At 37.3% G+C, this 20,389-nt stretch carries 17 protein-coding genes; 10 read left to right on the forward strand and 7 right to left on the reverse strand.

The features are described 5' to 3' along the window. Positions 1–219: 219 nt before the first annotated feature. The 4 genes from BLR60_RS12490 to BLR60_RS12505 form a co-directional block, all read right to left on the reverse strand. Entirely contained in the window at positions 220–1,026 is an 807-nt protein-coding gene (locus BLR60_RS12490) for a M48 family metallopeptidase (protein WP_090500269.1), read from the reverse strand. 95 nt (positions 1,027–1,121) lie between these two features. Next, entirely contained in the window at positions 1,122–1,769 is a 648-nt protein-coding gene (gene plsY, locus BLR60_RS12495; protein ID WP_090500270.1) for a glycerol-3-phosphate 1-O-acyltransferase PlsY, read from the reverse strand. Positions 1,770–1,818: 49 nt separating this feature from the next. Further along, complete coding sequence (nadC, locus tag BLR60_RS12500; protein ID WP_090500271.1) at positions 1,819–2,661, reverse strand: carboxylating nicotinate-nucleotide diphosphorylase; 843 nt, start codon at positions 2,659–2,661, stop codon at positions 1,819–1,821. Between the two features lie 133 nt (positions 2,662–2,794). After that, positions 2,795–3,193 (reverse strand): DUF4783 domain-containing protein, encoded by a 399-nt coding sequence (locus BLR60_RS12505; RefSeq protein ID WP_090500272.1) that lies wholly within the window; start codon positions 3,191–3,193, stop codon positions 2,795–2,797. 171 nt (positions 3,194–3,364) lie between these two features. Between BLR60_RS12505 and gpmI the strand changes: the two genes are divergently transcribed. Together gpmI and BLR60_RS12515 are read left to right on the forward strand one after the other, a co-directional pair. After that, positions 3,365–4,888, forward strand: coding sequence for a 2,3-bisphosphoglycerate-independent phosphoglycerate mutase (gpmI, locus tag BLR60_RS12510; protein ID WP_090500273.1), 1,524 nt, complete (start codon positions 3,365–3,367; stop codon positions 4,886–4,888). Next, a complete protein-coding gene (locus tag BLR60_RS12515; protein WP_090500274.1) occupies positions 4,888–5,418 on the forward strand; it encodes a hypothetical protein in 531 nt (176 codons plus the stop codon). Before gpmI ends, BLR60_RS12515 begins: the two co-directional genes overlap by 1 nt. Positions 5,419–5,472: 54 nt before the next feature. Here BLR60_RS12515 and BLR60_RS12520 read toward each other — a convergent pair whose 3' ends face one another. Then, on the reverse strand, positions 5,473–6,093 hold the full coding sequence (locus tag BLR60_RS12520; RefSeq protein WP_090500276.1) for a tetratricopeptide repeat protein: 621 nt from the start codon (positions 6,091–6,093) through the stop codon (positions 5,473–5,475). Between the two features lie 317 nt (positions 6,094–6,410). Here BLR60_RS12520 and lon point away from each other — a divergent pair, with 317 nt between their 5' ends. The 3 genes from lon (at position 6,411) to BLR60_RS12535 (ending at position 10,528) form a co-directional block, all read left to right on the forward strand. Continuing rightward, entirely contained in the window at positions 6,411–8,882 is a 2,472-nt protein-coding gene (gene lon / locus BLR60_RS12525; RefSeq protein ID WP_090500278.1) for an endopeptidase La, read from the forward strand. 83 nt (positions 8,883–8,965) lie between these two features. Further along, on the forward strand, positions 8,966–9,916 hold the full coding sequence (locus BLR60_RS12530) for a lipid A deacylase LpxR family protein (protein WP_090500280.1): 951 nt from the start codon (positions 8,966–8,968) through the stop codon (positions 9,914–9,916). 96 nt (positions 9,917–10,012) lie between these two features. Next, positions 10,013–10,528 (forward strand): L,D-transpeptidase family protein, encoded by a 516-nt coding sequence (locus BLR60_RS12535; protein ID WP_090500282.1) that lies wholly within the window; start codon positions 10,013–10,015, stop codon positions 10,526–10,528. 69 nt (positions 10,529–10,597) lie between these two features. Here BLR60_RS12535 and BLR60_RS12540 read toward each other — a convergent pair whose 3' ends face one another. Further along, complete coding sequence (locus BLR60_RS12540; protein ID WP_090500284.1) at positions 10,598–11,632, reverse strand: MAC/perforin domain-containing protein; 1,035 nt, start codon at positions 11,630–11,632, stop codon at positions 10,598–10,600. 136 nt (positions 11,633–11,768) lie between these two features. Continuing rightward, on the reverse strand, positions 11,769–12,176 hold the full coding sequence (arfB, locus tag BLR60_RS12545; RefSeq protein WP_090500286.1) for an alternative ribosome rescue aminoacyl-tRNA hydrolase ArfB: 408 nt from the start codon (positions 12,174–12,176) through the stop codon (positions 11,769–11,771). Between the two features lie 130 nt (positions 12,177–12,306). Here arfB and cmk point away from each other — a divergent pair, with 130 nt between their 5' ends. The 5 genes from cmk (at position 12,307) to rpsA (ending at position 20,068) form a co-directional block, all read left to right on the forward strand. After that, entirely contained in the window at positions 12,307–12,987 is a 681-nt protein-coding gene (gene cmk / locus BLR60_RS12550) for a (d)CMP kinase (RefSeq protein WP_090500288.1), read from the forward strand. Between the two features lie 754 nt (positions 12,988–13,741). Next, positions 13,742–14,572, forward strand: coding sequence for a 3-keto-disaccharide hydrolase (locus tag BLR60_RS12555; protein WP_090500290.1), 831 nt, complete (start codon positions 13,742–13,744; stop codon positions 14,570–14,572). 60 nt (positions 14,573–14,632) lie between these two features. Continuing rightward, the gene (locus BLR60_RS12560) at positions 14,633–16,111 is read left to right on the forward strand and encodes a TPM domain-containing protein (RefSeq protein WP_090500292.1); all 1,479 of its coding nucleotides are present in this window, start codon (positions 14,633–14,635) and stop codon (positions 16,109–16,111) included. 186 nt (positions 16,112–16,297) lie between these two features. Beyond that, positions 16,298–17,275, forward strand: coding sequence for an SH3 domain-containing protein (locus tag BLR60_RS12565; protein ID WP_090500294.1), 978 nt, complete (start codon positions 16,298–16,300; stop codon positions 17,273–17,275). A gap of 858 nt (positions 17,276–18,133) precedes the next feature. Next, positions 18,134–20,068, forward strand: coding sequence for a 30S ribosomal protein S1 (gene rpsA, locus BLR60_RS12570; protein WP_090500296.1), 1,935 nt, complete (start codon positions 18,134–18,136; stop codon positions 20,066–20,068). Positions 20,069–20,389 lie beyond the last annotated feature (321 nt).

Consider the following 20,389-nt stretch of genomic DNA (forward strand, 5'->3'; position numbering starts at 1 on the left):
AGATTCTGCCTCTTGCATAATCCTTCCACCTTTCAACTCATACTAGTTGTAGCGTCTCGCTACGACTTAAAATTAAATAAAAGAGTCTGTCATTCCGAACGCAGTAAAGAATTCTTAAAACAAAAAGGTCTTAGCGGGACGCTAAGACCAGATATGAGAAAAAGGTGGAGAGTTTCATCATGCATAACCTTCCACCTTTCAACCTTCATGCCCTCTACCTTACTTCTTATAATACTGTTGTGCTTCAGGCAAATATTTTTGAATCTGTGCAATACGTGTAGCATCGCTTGGGTGGGTACTTAAAAATTCAGCAGGTTTTTGCGCTCCGGCAGATGCAGCTGACATTCTATTCCAAAAGGCAGTAGCGTTTTGTGGATTATATCCGGCCATGGCCATAAAAATCAAGCCCAAACGGTCAGCCTCCAACTCCTGGTTACGGCTGAATTTCAGCATCGCAACTGGTGTACCTACGCCATATAATGTATTAAAAATAGATTGTGTTTTCGGATTTTTCGACAGCGCCACACCTGCTGCAGCGCCAACCCCCTGAGCTACCATTTCTTGCGACATGCGTTCTGCCGAATGGCCTGCAATAGCATGGGCAATCTCATGCCCCATAACAGTAGCTAAGCCAGCATCATCCTGGGTAACCGGCAAAATACCAGTATACACCACAATCTTACCTCCTGGCATACACCATGCATTTTTTTCATTGTTTTGTACTACATTAACTTCCCATTGATAATCAGCAATCAGATTACCATAGTTGTTGCTGTTCATATACGATTTTACAGCGGTAATTAACCGGCTTCCAACGGTTTTAACTTTCAAAGCCTGCGCATTTGAAGCAGGTAAAACAGCTGATTTGTTTTCTGTTAAAAAGGTACTATAGGCTTGGAATGCCATTGGCAAAACCTGGTCGTTACTTACCAGATCAAATCGACTACGGCCTGTTAAAGGAACAGTAGAACATGAGTTAAACAATAAAATCCCAGCAACACTCGCTGCTAAAAATAATTTTTTCATAAATGCGATTTTAAACGGTTAGTAAAACTAATAGGCAAAGCCGATGATTAAACAGTAAGCCTATAAATAAGTTTTAAAGAAATGTGTTTTGTTAATTAATTAGTTTTCTTCTTAAACAAATACACTTTTGATTCTTTGCCTTTCAGCAATCTTTCGAGATTTTTTTGGTGCGTTACCAGGATTAAAACACAAACCACCATGCCGTAAAGCACTTCGGATTTGATGGAAACCTGAAACAGGAAAACCACACTTAACGGAAACGTAAATCCTGCACAGATAGAACTTAATGAAACGTATTTAGTTAACAGCAGTACCACCACAAAAACCAGAACGCAAAGCATAGATGCTTCAAAGTTAACTGCCAAAATCATTCCAAAAAGAGTAGCTACACCTTTTCCGCCTCTAAAACCGGCAAAAACAGGGAACAAATGCCCCATTACGGCCGTTACCCCCAAGGCAAGCTGATAGTTAACGAAAACAACTGAATTTTGTGGTCCGGTTACCGACATCCCGATCAAATAGGCCAGATTGGTTGCCGTGTATCCTTTGGCAATATCAATAATCATCACGGCAATTCCAGCTTTTTTGCCCAATACCCTAAAAGTATTGGTCGCACCAGCGTTGCCACTTCCATATTCTCTTACATCAACACCATAAAAGGCCTGACCAAGCCATACAGCTGTTGGAATAGATCCAAAAAGGTAGGCAATTAATAGCGCGCTGAGAGAATAAACCGTAACCATAGCCTACAATGTTACAAAAAATAAGCTTTTAATTTTATAGCAAATCAATTTAGTATGCTTTTAAACTCATATCCAGGCTTTTCACAGAATGTGTGAGCGCGCCCATCGAAATAAAATCTACTCCACAAGCTGCATATTCTGAAACATTCTCTTCCGTAATTCCGCCGGAAGCCTCCGTAATAAATTTCCCGTCGATTAATGCAACTGCGGTCTTTAGGTTTTCGAAACTAAAATTATCAAGCATAATGCGGTCTACACCACCAACGGCTAAAACCTGCGCCAATTCTTCCAGGTTCCGCACTTCAATTTCGATTTGAAGTGATTTATTCTGATCTGCAAGATATTTTTGAGCAGCTGTAATCGCGTTTGAAATCCCTCCTGCATAATCTACATGATTATCTTTAATCAGGATCATATCATATAAACCTATGCGGTGGTTTACCCCTCCACCAATCCTTACTGCCCATTTTTCTAAATAACGTAAGCCAGGGGTTGTTTTACGGGTATCTAAAATCTTGGTTTTAGTCGTTTTTAACATTGATACAATACGATGAGTCTTAGTCGCAATGCCACTCATACGTTGCATGCAGTTTAATACCAATCGTTCGGCTATTAAAATAGCATGTGTGCTTCCGTCAACCGTTAAGGCAATATCCCCGAATTTAACCGCAGCACCATCTTGTAACAATACATCAACTTTCAGGCTGGGATCAACCTCCTTAAATATTTCAATGGCCAATTCAACCCCAGCTAAAATGCCATCTTCTTTGATAATCAGTTTCGCTTTCCCCTGCGTTCCTTGCGGAATGGTAGAAAGTGACGTATGATCTCCGTCACCAACATCTTCGGTAAGGGCATTTTTTATGAATTGATGTATAAGTTTAGTATCCAAAATATAGATTTTAATGCCGCAAAAATAAGAATTATTTGTTAGCAGGCAATTTCCTGAAAGGTTAATGTGACTGGTAGATCTAATTTAGGCTAACATTAGAAAGCTTCTAAAATCAAGCAGATAGCGAAAACCCCTAATCCTTTGCAGGCTCTATCCTCAATTCGGTAATAGAAAAACTGGTATTGAATTTTTTCATGGTAATAGAAACCCGGAAGGTTTCTTTAGCAGTACTCAAAATAATTACCCCAAAACGGTAATTTGGATTGGTATTGATTTTATGAAAAATACTTGTTTTTACTGGAGGATGTTTGATGAAAAAATCTCTCAAAATCTGTTCACCCTGTGCTTTTGAGTATACATCTTCTTCATCAATAATGATCAGTTCGATAGTTGATGCAAAATCTTTGGCAATTTCTTTTGAGTTGCCAGCCTTAAAATACGAAGATAAATCATCAATTATATCTGCCTGAAGGGCTGTAGGGTGATATAATGACGATAAACTAATTATGAGTAAAAGTAAGCTTCGGATCATTTCTGTATTTTATACAGAACCCTATAGCTAAAATTATGCCATTAGCATATCAAAAAAAGGATTTCTTAATTTGTATAAGCTTCAATAAAGTTATATTTGCGATATAAACAAAACAATAACATGGTATACATGAAAATGTTTTGATATAGATCAATAAATTTTACAATAAAAATGGTAAACGATAAAAAACTCGCGCTTATAATCCTGGATGGTTGGGGCTACGGAAAACAAGATAATTCTGATGCTGCATATGCTGCCAACACCCCTTTTTTCGATTCTTTATTACAGAAATACCCAAATTCTAAACTTGAGGCATCTGGCGAAGCAGTAGGCTTACCCGCCGGACAGATGGGAAACTCAGAAGTTGGCCACATGAACTTAGGTGCCGGCAGAGTAGTATACCAGGAGCTTGGAAGAATCAACAAATCGATTACTGACAGAGAATTGCATCATAATCCTGTGTTAGTAAGTGCATTTGATTATGCCAAGCAGCATAATAAAGCAGTTCATTTTATCGGTCTGGTTTCTAATGGAGGTGTACATGCACACATCGAACACTTAAAAGCTTTATGTGATGCCGCAAATGAAGCAAATGTACCAAATGCTTTTATACATGCGTTTTTGGATGGTCGTGATACAGATCCAAACTCTGGTCTGGGTTTTATTACTGACCTTGAAAACCACATACAAAATTCTAATGCTAAACTGGCTACTATGGTTGGCCGTTACTATGCAATGGACCGCGATAACCGTTGGGAACGTGTGAAACAAGCGTATGATGTAATGGTTAATGGCGTTGGCGAAAAAACACAAGATGCTTTAGCTGCAATCAAAAAATCGTATGCAGATGGCATTACCGATGAGTTTTTAAAACCGATCGTATTAACACAAGATGATGGTACTCCTGTAGCGACCATTCAAAATGATGATGTGGTGATTTGTTTCAATTTCCGTACAGACAGAGGGCGTGAGATTACCACAGCTTTAACCCAAAAAGATTTCCCGGAGCAGCAAATGCATAAACTGTCTTTGTACTATGTGACCATGACTACTTACGACGAGAGTTTTGAAAAGGTAAATGTAATCTTCACCAAAGATGATTTAACCCAAACCATCGGGGAAGTATTGGCCAATAACAATAAAAATCAGATCCGTATTGCTGAAACCGAAAAATACCCACACGTAACTTTTTTCTTTTCTGGCGGTAGAGAGGCTGAATTTGAAAATGAGAAGCGCATTTTAATCCCTTCACCAAAAGTAGCTACTTATGATCTTCAACCAGAAATGAGCGCTGCAGGCATAACTGATGCCATTACCAAAGAAATGGAAACAGGATGGGCTGATTTTATCTGCTTAAACTTTGCCAATCCGGATATGGTGGGACATACAGGTGTTTTTGAGGCTGTGGTAAAAGCAGTAGAAACTGCAGATAAATGTGCCGAAACTGTAGTGAACAAAGGTTTGGAAAATGGTTATTCGTTCATTCTTTTAGCAGATCATGGAAACTCCGAATTTATGGTGAATGCTGATGGATCTGTTAATACTGCACATACAACTAACCTGGTTCCTTGCATTTTAATTGATCAAGATTATAAAACCATTGCTAACGGTAAATTAGGCGACATTGCCCCTACTATTCTAAAAATATTAGGCGTGGCTATTCCAGCAGAAATGACAGGAAACGTTTTAATATAATGATCAAAAAACTTTTTATCCCGGTATTTGCCTTGGCATTGTTTTCCTGCAACCAGCGGAAAGAAGCTCAGGCAAATACTGATTTATTGTATTTCGATATAAAAGGATATTTCAAAAAAGAAATTTCGCGTTTGCAAAAACTAAACCCTATTGTAAATAAAACCGTAAGTGTAAATGGTGAGGTAGAAAGCAAAAGCTACAAAATTGCTGACTGGTCAAAGGAACTGGACATTTTTGTTAACGCCGATATCAATAAAACATCATGGAAGGGAAGTTTCAAAACAACAGAACAAAACGGAGTAGAAATTTATACTTCCGATCATAAAAAAATTCCGATTAAAAAGATTTCCATCACCTGGAAAGGTAAAAAAGCAGGTAAAATAGAGATTATTATCGATAATAAAAATATCTTATATCAGTCTCAGGATACTTTAACTTATTGCCCTGATAGCTTATATGAAATCAAAAAACAACAGAAAATCAGATTGCTAAAGAATAAAAAATACGCCGTTGTTGGAAAACTGAAATAAAAAAAAAAAAACCCGAATAGATCAGGTCCCATTTTTTTATTTTAGAGGGCGGATTTATTTAAGGCTTGCAATCTGTGCCTTATCGTAAGTTACCCAATCGATAATATCTTTTCTCAACGGCTGTAAGGTTAATACCTTTTGAAAATCAGCAATAGAGTTATTAAACAGCGTTATACAGGCTGCTTTATCTTCTTTTCTCTTCGCTTTAAAAGACCTGAAAATTGCATAATCTTTATAAGCTAAGCCGCGGTTTTGAAACATCTGCGCATCCTCATCGCCATTAATCTCAATGGCTTTCGTAAAATCTTTGAGCGATGCCTGGTAAAAATTTTCGCGCATGGTATTTAAAGATTCTTTAGGATCGTTGGCGATTTTTAACCTCGCTATACCTCGGTAATAATATGCCGAAACCTCAGTAGGCTTAATATTTAATAATCGGCTGTAAGTGGCAATACATTTTTCGTATTCGTGATTTTGAAAGTAAGAATATCCAAGCATTTGGAGCACGCGTGCATTATCAGGGGTTTTGGCGTCAGCTTTTTCTAATTGCATAGCCGCGGTTTTATAATCACCTTTCATCATGGCCTGCATGCTTCTTTCGTAATTGGTCTGCGCGAAACTACCCGTTGATGTAAAAATCATTAACCCTAAAATCACTTTTTTAAAATAGTCCATGTATGAGTAATAAGTGTAACAAATCTGACCCCTAACAGAATTTATAGGAGAATTTTTTTGCAATATAATCCTATTCTGATAATTTAAAAGTTTTTAATTTTCTTTGATTAAAAACAAGTTGCCCTAAACATTAGCTTAAACGTTAAAAAATGCTTTATATGATATTCGCGAAAATATTTATATTACACTGCCTTTTTAACATATCATTAATATTATTTTCATTTTGGCACAAGAGTTGAATTTATGAAGTGAATACCAAAATTAAACAAATTAAATACGACTAAACTGCCAGTTTGTCGTTAGCGGAAAATGTGATAATGAGTAAACAAGATATATTTGATTTCCAAACAGCAATGCCAATTATAAATGAGGATACAGAGTTTTTCCCTTTAATGTCTCAACAGGACGAAGAGGAAATGAACAATGAGGAGACGCCAGAAACCTTGGCTATATTGCCTTTGCGGAATACCGTTTTATTTCCCGGAGTAGTTATCCCTATTACCGTGGGAAGAGACAAATCGATTAAGTTGATTAAAGAAGCCTACAAGGGAAATAAGATTATTGGGGTGGTCTCTCAAAAGGATGTTTCTATTGAAGATCCTACTTTTGACCAGCTTAATACTGTGGGTACGGTTGCCAATATCATTAAACTATTGCAGATGCCTGATGGAAATACGACCGTTATTATCCAGGGTAAACAACGATTCAGCTTAATTGAAGAGGTGCAGAACGAGCCTTACATTAAAGCAGTTGTTAAAAAATTTGTAGAACAAAAGCATAAGGCTGATAAAGAGTTTAAAGCCTTGATCGCTTCTATACGCGAAATGTCTGCGCAGATTATTCAGCTTTCACCAAACATTCCAAGCGAAGCCAGTATTGCACTAAAAAACATTGAGAGCAATTCATTTTTGATCAATTTCATTTCATCCAATATGAATGCCGAAATGGCCGATAAGCAAAAAATCCTTGAAATGGATAAATTGCAGGAAAGAGCGCAAAAGGTAATGGAACTTTTAATGGTAGAACTGCAGATGCTGGAACTGAGAAATCAGATCCAATCTAAAGTGCGTACCGATTTAGATAAACAACAACGCGATTATTTCTTAAACCAACAGCTAAAAACCATCCAGGAAGAACTTGGCGGTAATTCTGCAGATTTAGAATTCGACGCTTTACAGGAAAGGGCTAAAAAGAAAAAATGGACACAGGCCGTTGCTGATCATTTTGATAAAGAAATAGATAAATTAGGTAGAATGAATCCGGCTGCACCTGATTATTCGGTACAGTTAAACTACCTGGAATTACTTTTGGATTTACCTTGGAACGAATTTACAAAAGATAATTTCGACCTAAAAAGAGCACAGCGCATTTTAGATAAAGACCATTTTGGTTTAGAAAAAGTAAAGCAGCGTATTATCGAATACCTGGCTGTACTGAAACTAAAACGCAATATGAAAGCGCCGATTTTGTGTTTGGTTGGCCCTCCGGGAGTGGGTAAAACATCTTTGGGAAAATCAATTGCAAAAGCGTTAGGCCGTAAGTATGTGCGCATGGCTTTAGGCGGTATCCGTGATGAAGCAGAAATTCGTGGACACCGTAAAACCTATATCGGTGCCATGCCAGGTCGTATTATTTCATCCATTAAAAAAGCCGGGGCAGACAATCCTGTTTTTGTTCTGGATGAGATTGATAAAGTAGGTACTGATCACCGTGGCGATCCTTCATCAGCTTTGCTGGAGGTTTTAGATCCCGAACAGAACAATGCCTTTTACGATCACTATGTAGAGGTAGATTACGACTTATCGAACATCCTGTTTATTGCTACAGCAAACTCTTTAAGTACCATACAGCCTGCTTTATTAGACCGTATGGAAATTATTGAAGTGAATGGATATACCATTGAAGAAAAAATAGAGATTGCCAAAAAATACCTGTTGCCTAAACAGAAAGAAAATCATGGTTTGCAAACTAAAGATATTGCCATTAAACCTGCCCTGATTGAAAAAGTAATAGAAGATTACACCAGAGAATCGGGCGTACGTGGTTTGGAGAAAAAAATAGGTTCGTTGGTGCGTGGTGTGGCGACAAAAATTGCCATGGAAGAAACTTATGAAGCAAATTTAACCAACGATGATGTGGAGCGTATTTTAGGCGCTCCTATTTACGATAAAGATTTGTACGAGGGCAATGAAGTGGCCGGGGTGGTAACAGGTTTAGCCTGGACAAGTGTTGGTGGTGACATTTTGTTCATCGAATCAAGTTTAAGTCCTGGAAAAGGAAAATTGACCTTAACCGGTAACCTGGGTGATGTAATGAAAGAATCGGCGGTGATTGCACTGGCTTATTTACGTGCACATGCTGCAGAATTTGGCATCGATTATACTTTATTTGATAATTGGGATGTACACGTACACGTTCCGGCAGGCGCTACGCCTAAAGATGGTCCATCGGCTGGGGTAACAATGCTTACGGCCTTAACTTCAGCCTTTACCCAACGTAAGGTAAAACAGCATTTAGCTATGACTGGCGAGATTACTTTACGCGGAAAAGTACTTCCTGTAGGTGGTATCAAAGAAAAAATCCTGGCTGCCAAAAGGGCCAACATCAAAGAAATTATTCTTTGCAAGAGCAACCGCAAAGACATTTTAGAAATTAAGGAAAGTTATATCAAGGATTTAACTTTTCATTATGTAACCGAAATGAGCGAAGTAATTGATTTGGCATTAACGAAAAACAAAGTAAAAAAGCCTTTAGATTTAAGTATTAAAATTGCGCCGATTGTAAACTAATTTATAATCTTTTAACAGAGAACGATCAAAAATCCAATTACAATAAATACTTTTATAGTCCCGATAATGATCGGGACTTTTTTATGAAATCACTTTTATTTGCGCTAGTTTTTTGTTTGGTTGTATCAACCGGTTTTGCCCAGTCTTTTAAAAACGAATTTGGTTTTAAAACCGAAAATGATGCTTATCTGGCAACTTTAAACGACAGATACTACACGAATGGACTATTTATCTACTTCCGCAGGGCCATCGATACAGAAAAGCTTTCAGATAAAATAGAAAAAAAGACCTACGAAATCTCTGCCGGACAAAAAATGTATACGCCCTATTGGGGCCAGGTACCGAATAAAGCAGATCAGGACAGGCCTTTTGCAGGTTACCTTTACGCCGGTGGCGCTTATTCGGTTTTCTACAAAAACGAAAGTGTTTTAAAAACAAGTATAGAATTGGGAACGGTTGGACCCAACTCACTCGCTCAAACTGCACAGCGTTTTCTCCATAAAACAGTAGGTTTTTATACTCCTGCAGGATGGGATTACCAGATCAAGAATGAACTGGCTGTAAACCTTGCCGCAAACTATAGTAAACTACTTTTTAGACCTGAAGATCCAATTGTGGATATCAGCGCACAGGGTTATGCCAATTTAGGCAGCACTTTTTCAGGGCTAGGCGCCTCTGTTTTATTTAGGGCAGGTAAAATCAATCAATTGTTCAATAGTGCTTACCATAATGCGGTAATTGGAAATTCGAAAACAAAAAGCCTGAACAACTCAGAGTTTTTCTTTTACGTTAAACCGCAGTTAAACTTTGTTGCCTATGATGCCACCATACAGGGAAGCCTTTTCAATAACAATAGTCCGGTAACATTTGGTGTAAAGCCAATCGTTTTTGAACAACAATTTGGTGTAAATTATAGTTCGAAGCGATTTACAGCTGATTTTAATGTGATTTTTAAAACGAAGGAGGTTAAAAGTGTGGCCAAAGCGCAGAATTATGGTGGTTTGAGTTTATATTACAGGTTTGGGAAGAGTTAGATAATTGTTAATATTGTTTTATGGTTAGATATTTCATTGCTAACTGAAATCGCCAGCTGCTAACCATTTAAAAGATTTATTGAGAATTTGCGACATATGAAAAAAATAATCCTGTTTATCATTTCGTTTTTCATAATCGGTGCGGCTATTTACAATTTATATCCCGAACAAAAACTACCCACAAATACCGAAATTGATTACATTATTGTAAAAAAATCTGATCGGCAGCTATTGGCTTACGCGAAACACAAGCTAATTAAAACATACAAAATTTCTTTAGGCGATAGCCCGGTTGGCCATAAGGAATTTGAAGGTGACGAAAAAACACCAGAAGGATTTTATATTATCAACGCGAAAAACCCAAATAGCGGCTACCATAAAAACCTTGGAGTATCTTATCCAAATAAAGAAGATATTGCCAAAGCTAAAGCCCTGGATAAATTACCTGGTGGCGATATTAAAATACATGGAATTCGAAATAAATTAGGCTTTATTGGCAAGTTTCAACGATTTTTCGATTGGACAAATGGCTGTATGGCACTAACCAACAATGAAGTAGATGAATTGTTTTATGCTGTAAATATTGGAACTAAAATAGAAATCAGGCCTTAAATTTATTATGGATTTGAGGGAATAGGTTATACAATAAAGGGCAATTAAATTGCCCTTTATTGTATCTATTTAGTTTGTCAGTTTAACCACCTTTGCGGCATAGTACTGATCGAGGTAAGCTTTTACTTCAGCTTTTTTAGCTGCATCATCAATAAAGTTATATAGTGGGGTCAAACCATCATCCGAAGCGCCTATAAAAGTTGCTTTATCCTCTGTAGTAGAAGCAACCCAATTGTTAAGGTTCACAATAACTCTGTCATTTATGGTTTCGGGCTTTAATTTGCTAATATCACCTCCTGTTGAACTATAATAGATCTGGGCAGAAGTATTATCATTTAAATTGCGTAGGATAGGCTCATCCAGGTAGCCGGTAGGCAAGCCTAATGTCCTTTTCAACGTATAACGTAATCCTTCCATAATAATCGCCCCCCGTCTCTCGTTCTGAGGTGCTTCTGCCTGGTAAACAACGTCAAATTTAGAACCTATTTTTATGTTTGTTAAAACATGTGTTCCATATTTACTAACAAGTTCCTGAGCAGATAATAAAGTAATATCTCTCTTAAAATCTGCTGTTAAAAATTTATTGACCGACTGGTCGTAATAAAACTTATATACCTTCCAGATCATGTAATACGAATAGTGCCCGTAAACATATTTTTTATTAGTAGCATTCGTTCCTGGAAATACCTGATTAATGGTATTTCCAAAGAGTTTTAAGCCCTTGGTTGCGTTATATGAATTAGAGAATTTTGTTGATAAATCAACGGCACTTTCAGCCTGAATAGTCCTCCACGAAGATTGTGTACCTCTTATAAAAACAACGTTATATGCTCTGTCGGCATCATAAGCAGAAATATCGACTACATTGCCTCTTACAGAAGCCAGATCATTAAACTTATCTGTAACATCATATCCGAACCCTAAAAAATTGAAGGTTGCAGATGGTGGATATACAGGTTGAGTATCTTGGGTTGCTCCCTTAACCAAATAAGCAATGTCAGGGGATAATTTTTCTTCAGGAACAGGATTTGGAATTTCTTCTGGATTTTTCTTGCAAGCAGCAAGTGTAGCCATAAAGGCCAGCGCTAAAATAGTTCTTTTCATTTGGTTTAATTATTTGTGTGTGCTCACCAGTGTCAATTTTGGTGCCACGTACACAACAAATCCTGGTATTTGAATGTGGTTTATAAAAAGGCAAATCAAAACAATTAAAAGATAGCAACAGTACAACCATAAATCATTATAGGTCAATTACTTTCCTGTTTTTCTTCTTTTCAGCTGTTGATGCTTTATTTTTTAGCCGCTTTTCGATAACGCCTTTGGGAATTTTGGTTGGCTTTCTTTTTTTCTGAACGGTTAGTGACCGTTTCAATAAATCGATCAGTTTTGCAATTGTTTTCTCTTTATTAAGCAGTTGGCTCCTATCCTCTTGCGAAACAATATGCAAGAGTCCTTCAGAATCTAAACGGTTTTGAAGTTTTTCATTTAACAGTGTTTTTTCCTCGTCGTTGAAATGCTCAAAGGCATCAATATTAAAAATGAGTTCTACTTTACTCGAAACTTTATTGACATTCTGTCCACCTTTGCCCCCACTTCTGGAAGTTTTGAAAGTAACAGAACGTAAAATTTCTTCTCTTGTAGGTAACATGCCGCAAAAGTAATAATTTGGAATTTAACAAAAAACACATCCAGCAAATCAATGTTTTAGCAATACCTTGTTTATAATCTATCTTAAAAAAATTCAGCATTCTGTTTCTATTTTTTACCTTTGCGCTACGATGAAGAAAAACCTGGTAATAGCAATAGATGGCTATTCATCTTGCGGAAAAAGTACATTAGCGAAAGCACTGGCTAAAAAATTAGGTTTCATTTATGTAGATAGCGGAGCAATGTACCGTGCCGTAACCCTATATTTCTTAAGGAATAATATTGATGTTGCTGATGATGCTAAAGTTGTTGATGCTTTACAGCACATTGAACTGAATTTCCACTCCCGTGATTACGAATCGCATATTACCCTCAATGGTGAAGAAGTTTCTGATGAAATCCGTTTAATGCCGGTTTCAGAAAATGTAAGCGAGGTTTCTGCTCATAAAATTGTTCGCCATGAAATGGTGAAACAACAGCAACGCATGGGTAAATCGAAAAACATTGTAATGGATGGGCGCGATATCGGCACCACCGTTTTCCCTGATGCTCCTGTAAAATTCTTTATGACCGCTGACCCGAAAATCAGGGCCGAACGCAGGTTTAAAGAACTGGAAAGTAAGGGCAATAATGCAACTACTTTAGAAGAAGTGTTTGAAAACCTTGCCCATCGAGATTACGCCGATACCACCCGTAAAGAAAGTCCGTTGGTTAGGGCCGATGATGCCATTATTTTAGACAATACCGATCTTACACAGCAAGAACAATTGGATTTTGCGCTGGAGAAAGTTAATCCTTTTTTGGTTCATTAGTCCATTGGTTCATTGGTCATTGGTTCATTGTTTAATAATTGATTGCCATAAACGCATAGCTTAATTAATCACATTAAGACTAAGGCTTTAGACTAAATAGATTTCTCCATTCCGCGGTGCTCCAGTCGAAAAGACGTGTCGCTAAGATTAACTGTTACCGATTAATTGACACCCAAAATATAAGCCACCAAGCTATTAATCATGAACGATCTAGCTACTAGCCCTTCGACTCCATACCATTGGAATTACTTTATAATTACCTATTAATGAAAGGATTGCGGCATCATGCATTTCCGTATAGATAGGCCATAGCACAGTATCACCGTTCTACTTAAAACCGGCCTAATAAATTTTTCGGACTGCACTGTTCCAGCCATACTACTGCCTTCAAAAGAAAAATTTTCAGCCGGCATTTTTTGTTACTTTTTGATGCCAAAAAGTAAGAGCCCTTCGGCGGCGGCGAGCCGAGGCAAGAATTGTGCGAAGGAAAAAACGTCAATCATATTGATTTTTATACAATAAATTATCTCTTAGGACGACATGAATTGCTTTTTTTATTTTAGTTGAGTCCATTGAGCTACCAGACCATTACCCATGAACGATTTAACCATCTACCCTATATTTCATTCTCCTCAACACTAAACGCTCAGCTCCAACATGGTCTTTTCAGACTATCAACCACACACTATCCAAACGATTGAATATTAACTTCGGGAAAAAATTCATATTTTTAGCACATCACCCAAATATTGCTATGAAATTAAAATCCATAACCTTTACCCTATTATTTCTATCCTTCTTTATTTTAAATGCGAATGCCCAAAAAGGCTGGATCAATCTCTTTAACGGAAAAGATTTAAAAGACTGGAATATTAAAATTGCCAAACACGAATACAAGGAGAATTATGCCAATACTTTCCGTGTAGAAAACGGTTTAATGAAAGTAAGTTATGACGGTTACAATGAATTTGACCAGCAATATGGCCATATTTTTTATAAAAAACCTTTTTCTGCCTATCTTTTAAAAGTAACCTATCGTTTTGTTGGCGAGCAGGCTAAAGGCGGCGAGGGCTGGGCTACACGCAACAGTGGCGCCATGTTACATTGCCAGGATCCGGCAACAATGTTAAAAGATCAGGATTTTCCAATTTCTATTGAAGGGCAGATTTTAGGTGGCGACGGCGAACATGAACGCCATACCAGCAATGTATGTACACCTGGAACGCTAATCAACTATAATGGTAAATTATTTACGCCACATTGTTTGGATTCTAAATCAAAAACCTATGCGGGCGACCAATGGGTAACTGCAGAATTTTTAGTCTTAGGTGATTCTGTTATCAAACACATTATCGAAGGCGAAGTGGTTTTAGAATATACCAAACCTCAAATTGGTGGCGGTAACGTATCTAACTTCGACCCTAAGGTTAAAATAGATGGCAAAGCCTTAACATCAGGTTATATATCGTTACAAAGCGAAAGCCATCCGATAGAATTTAAAACAGTAAAACTTTACGATTTGGAGCCTTATCAAAAAAACAAGGCAAAACTGGATAAGGTATTGGCAAAAATCTTAAAAGAGTAAACCATATCAGCAACTTTTTGTTAAGTGATGACACCATAATTTAATACCTAAATTTATTCGATGCTCACCAAACATTTAATTAAACCTCTTATCCTCTTCGTTTTTCTTTTTTTAGGCCATTTTGTTATTGCACAAACGGCCTATAAGGTAAAAGATATTCCCGATCCCAAAAAGAACGGCGGTGGTTACGTTTGCGATCCTGATCAAATTTTAGGTGCTGATGCAGTTGCACAAATCAACAATACCATTGCCGATTTTGAGCGTAAAACCAATGTGCAGGTAGCTGTAGTTGTGGTTAACGATTTTGACCATGATAAAGAAGATTTCGACTTTGCCTACGAGTTGTTCAATACCTGGGGAATAGGTTCAAAAACCAGCAATAACGGATTGTTATTATTTATTTCGAAAGCGCGCCGTAAATACAGGTTTATTACGGGCACAGGTGCCGAAGGTGTTTTGCCTGATGTAAAACTCAAACATATTGCCGAGCAAAATTTAATTCCTGCATTTAGGGAAGACGACTATGAAGCCGGGATCATCAAAACTTTAAATGCCTTAGGAAAAATTATTCTTAATCCGGAAAACAAAGCGGAATTAAATCAGTTTTTCACACCGAAAACTCAGAAATCAGTTAGTGATATTTGGCTTCCCTCAATTGCTATCTTAGCTGTATTTTTTGGTGTTTTTAAGTTAATTAACAGGCAAGCTAAAAAACTCCCGAAACCAAGTCAAAAAATCAAATCCGAACTTGAAAAACCAGTAATTGCCGGATGTGTATTTGCCTTTTTTTTCATTATATTTTCCATTATTTTTATTGGATTTTATGTTCCCAAGTTAAAATTATCTTACATACCATATATTCTTTTTGTCGTTCTCTCTATCAGCGTATTTTTCAAGTATTTGTTTTACATTTCAAATCTCAGGAACATACATAATGACGATAAAAATTATTTAGAAGCTGTAAAGGCATTTAACAAGAAGAATTGGTGGCTTGTAATCGCATCTCCGCTCATCCTGTTTTCGTTAATTGCCCGCCTGTTCAATCGTTACAAAAACACCGAAAGGTTTAAACCAGTATTGGATAGCAGAAATCAAGAGATGGTCCGCATAGATCGCGACATTAATATAGAGGGAAAGCCATTTTTATCAGCCGGACAAAGGAAAGAAGAAGTTTTGTTAGTTTATGATTATGACATTTGGCAAAGTGTAGATCATCACGAGCATATCATTAAGCAATGGCCAGCTGAAGCTTATAACAGCTATACCGAATGTCCTGATTGTTATTTCAAAACCTATAAACTTAACAAACAAATAACCACTAAAACGGCAACTTATAGCCATGATGGGCAAGCTAAAATAATAAACGAGTGCAGCTTCTGTAAAAAAACAGAATTTATAAAATGGATTACATTAGCCATGTTGGTCGAATCAAAATCCTCATCAAGCTCCTCTTCTTCTTCAAGTAGCAGTAGCTCCTCCTCATCAAGCAGCTGGGGCGGTGGCAGTAGTAGCGGTGGTGGCACTGGTGGCAGCTGGTAATTTAACTTACCAGGTTATAAAATAAATCATCCTCTATAAAAGACGCTTTTTGAAGAAAGATAATTCCTTTTTTCAAACTAATCGTCACCTATCAAAAGTATTTTCTAATTTTGAAACACTTAGCACGGTGTTTGCTTATAGCGTGTTTGCGATTACCTATTAAACTGTTCGCAGAATCTTATACTTATGATTAGAATTTTCTTCCTCCTCATTACGCTTTCTATTTTTGCTAACCGTTTAAATGCACAAGAATTGTATCGTGTTAAAGCCGACCAGTTGCGTGTAAGGGAAAGCAGCAATCCGAAAAGTAAGGTTATTGGAAATATAGCTCAAAATGAAACCATTACCGTTTTGGACGCCGACAATGCCGAGTTTTACAAAGTAAAATTTAAAAACCGCGAAGGCTGGGTGAGCAAAGATTTTGTTGAAAAAGTTGCAACTACAGCTAAACCTACAAATCCACAGGCAACTCCTACACAGCCTGATGCTCCCCAAACGGCAACCAGCACCGACATGTATCGGGTAACTGCCGACGATTTAAGGGTTAGGAAACAAGCTGATCCAAAAAGTAAAATTGTTGGATACCTGCCTAAAAATGAAAATGTTGCCGTTATCGATTCTTCTAATACCAGTTTCTATAAAATTAAAGTTACCAATGGTGAAGGATGGGTGAGCAAAGAATTTTTGGTTAGGATTTCCCCTCTAAAAGCAAAAGTTGAGAATACCAACGTTTCTGCATCTGTACCTCAGGAAAAACAAGATTACACGAACATTATCTTTTTCGTTGTGGTAGCCCTAATACTCATTACCATATTATACTTTTCGATTAAATATGCCAGTGGTAACAAATTTTTGATCGGTTTTTCGGCAATTGTGATTCTGGTCATCGGCTATTTCTGTTATATTACTTTTATACAGGCAAAAGTAGTGGCAGGTACCTTTGCCAGCAATGAAGATATACAGTATAAATCTTTTAATTTTAAATCTAAAGATTCAGTAACGGTTACCGACGCCTATACTGATTCTGTTTTCACCTCGAAGTATGTGATTGAAGGTGATATGATCAAACTTTACGATCAGCAAAATACGATTATGCTACTGATCAGAGATGATAAAACGTTAATTGGCGAAGGTTTTACCCGAGGGACTTTTACGAAACGATAGCAGCACACCGTCATTCTGAAAAAAGTTCAGAATCTGTTTTAAGTGAATGGATCGTCCTTGAACAGGTTACCATTAACAGAATCCGCCAGTGCGATCGTCATCAGATAGTTATCGCATCTCGCGCATGCGGGAACCACGAAGTGCTCAGCGAAGCTAATCTTAAAGTGCGCTGCAATAGCATTAGGATTCCCAATTAAATTGGGAATGAAGACGCGTTTTATTTCTATTCTTCATGCTGAACTTGTTTCAGAATTTTTTGAACGTATAGATGTCCTTCTAAAGGGTATCAATGACAGATTTAAAAAATCTCCGTCATTTCGACTGAAGCGCAGCGAAATGGAGAAATCTTTGAACTAGAATTGCAATAAATCTTTAAACTATGTTAAAAGATTTCTCCCCGCCTGTACGGGCAGGCACTGCGGTCGAAATGACGAGACTTCGATTCCATTAACATTCATTATTGATTTTCAAACAATAATGATCACTCAGGATGACCGTATTTTCTATTTTTACATTAAAAAGCCGTTCCGTAGGAACTTTTGGTAGGTATTTGTGAACACACCCTAGTTTATAAACCCGATAGAGCGGAATAGCCCGGAGCGCAGCGAGGACTATTAGCGATAGCGGGACTGCAGTCCGCGATGAAATACGGCGCGTTCATTTTCAAATAATTATAAAAAATCAATCTATAAAGCGATAGGCATCTTCGCCCAGATCCTGAAATAAATTCAGGATGACGTACCGATATATTATAATCAGCTAAAAATCAGCAAGATTTATTAAAAAAATCTTTTCTATTAATTAAAATATTTTTACCTTTGCAGTCCCTAAATAGGGAAAAAAGGAGACAATTAATTAATGGCTAAAAAACAAGTAGCAGAAAAAGAATTAGCAGCAAAAACAGCTGAACTTCAGGGAGAAGGCGGACGCCTAACTGAAAAAGAAACTATTGAATCAGAAGCGGATTCAGTTTCGATCGAATCGATCAAATCATCATTAGCAACACCAAGCGAAGATTTCGACTGGGATGCAGATGAAAAAGTTTTCGGTAATTACAATGATGCAGACCGTAAAAAGTTTGAAGATATGTATGCCGGAACATTCAACCAGATCACTAAAGGTGAAATCATCAGCGGTATCGTTGTTTCAATCAACAACAAAGATGTAGTATTAAACGTAGGTTTCAAATCAGACGGTTTAGTTTCTACTTCTGAGTTCCGTGATACACCAGATCTAAAAATCGGCGATTCAGTTGACGTATTCGTTGAAGCACCAGAAGATGCTAACGGTCAATTGATCCTTTCCCGCAAAAGAGCAAAAACCCAAAGATCATGGGAAGCAATTAATGAGGCGCTTGAGAACGACAGAATCATCAACGGTTTCGTTAAGAGCCGTACTAAAGGTGGTTTAATTGTTGATATCATGGGCGTTGAGGCTTTCTTACCAGGATCTCAAATTGATATTAAACCTATCCGCGATTACGATGTATACGTGGGTAAAACAATGGAATTCAAAGTTGTTAAAATTAACCATGAGTTTAAAAACGTAGTAGTTTCTCATAAAGTGTTAATTGAAGACGATTTAGAAAGCCAAAAAGTAGAGATCGTTTCTAAATTAGAAAAAGGTCAGGTACTAGAAGGTACTGTTAAAAACATTACTGATTTCGGTGTGTTCATCGATTTAGGTGGTGTTGACGGTTTACTTCACATTACAGATATTTCTTGGGGCCGCATAGAGCATCCAAAAGAAGTATTATCATTAGATGAAAAAATCAACGTGGTTGTTTTAGATTTCGATGATGAGAAAAAACGTATCGCTTTAGGTTTAAAACAATTAACTCCACACCCTTGGGAGAATTTAAGCACTGACATCCAGGTTGGTTCTAAAGTAAAAGGAAAAATCGTAACTGTTGCAGATTACGGTGCTTTCTTAGAAATCATCCCAGGTGTTGAAGGTTTAATCCACGTTTCTGAAATGAGCTGGTCACAAAACTTAAGAAATCCACAAGAGTTCTTAAAAGTTGGTGATGAGATCGAAGCTGAAGTTTTAACTTTAGACAGAGACGAGCGTAAAATGAGCTTAGGTATTAAACAATTATCTAACGATCCATGGCAAGAAGTTGCTGCTAAATTCCCTGTTGGAAGCAAGCACCAGGCAACTGTTAAAAACATGACTAACTTCGGTGTATTTGTTGAAATTGAAGAAGGTATTGATGGTTTAATCCACATCTCTGACTTATCATGGTCTAAAAAAGTTAACCACCCTAACGAATTCACTAAAGTTGGTGATGTATTAGATGTAGTTGTTTTAGAATTAGACGTTGATAACCGTAAATTAAGCTTAGGTCACAAACAACTGGAAGAAAACCCTTGGGATACTTTCGAAACGATCTTCACTTTAGATTCGGTTCACCAGGGTACTGTTGTTAAAGTAACTGATAAAGGTGCTGTTATTGCTTTACCATATGGTGTAGAAGGTTTCGTACCAACTAAACACATGGTTAAAGAAGATGGTACTTCGGTTAAAGCTGAAGAAACCAATGACTTCAAAATCATTGAATTCAACAAAGAAGCAAAACGTATCGTAGTATCTCACGCCCGTATCTGGGAAGAGGTTAAAGCTGAAGCTGTAGCAGAAGAAAGAAATGCTAAGAAAAAAGAAGCTAAAGCTGCTGTAACTGCGGTTAAAAAAGTTAAAGATTCTGTAGAGAAATCTACTTTAGGAGATTTAGACGTATTGGCTCAATTGAAATCGCAATTAGAAGGCGAAGAAAGCAAAGCTAAAAAAGGCTAGTTCTTTTTAACTGAATATTTAATCCCGATAGCGAAAGTTATCGGGATTTTTTTTGCGGTTATTTTTTGCCACGGAAACACGGAGCGCGGGGGATTTTCTTGATAAATCGTTAGTGGTGATGAAGTTCCCTCGAAACGTCATCTCGACTGAAGCCCAGCGAAACGCCCGCCTGTGCGGGCGGGGAGAGATCTATTGAGACAGATTTCTCGACTGCGTTGCACTTCGCTCGAAATGATTGTTATGATAAAAACAAATTTTAAGCAGCTATTTTATAGTTATTTTTATAGCTGGCTTGATTTTTTATAACTGCAGCAACCCTTA

Source organism: Pedobacter terrae, from assembly GCF_900100705.1.
GTDB classification, from domain to species: Bacteria; Bacteroidota; Bacteroidia; order Sphingobacteriales; family Sphingobacteriaceae; genus Pedobacter; species Pedobacter terrae.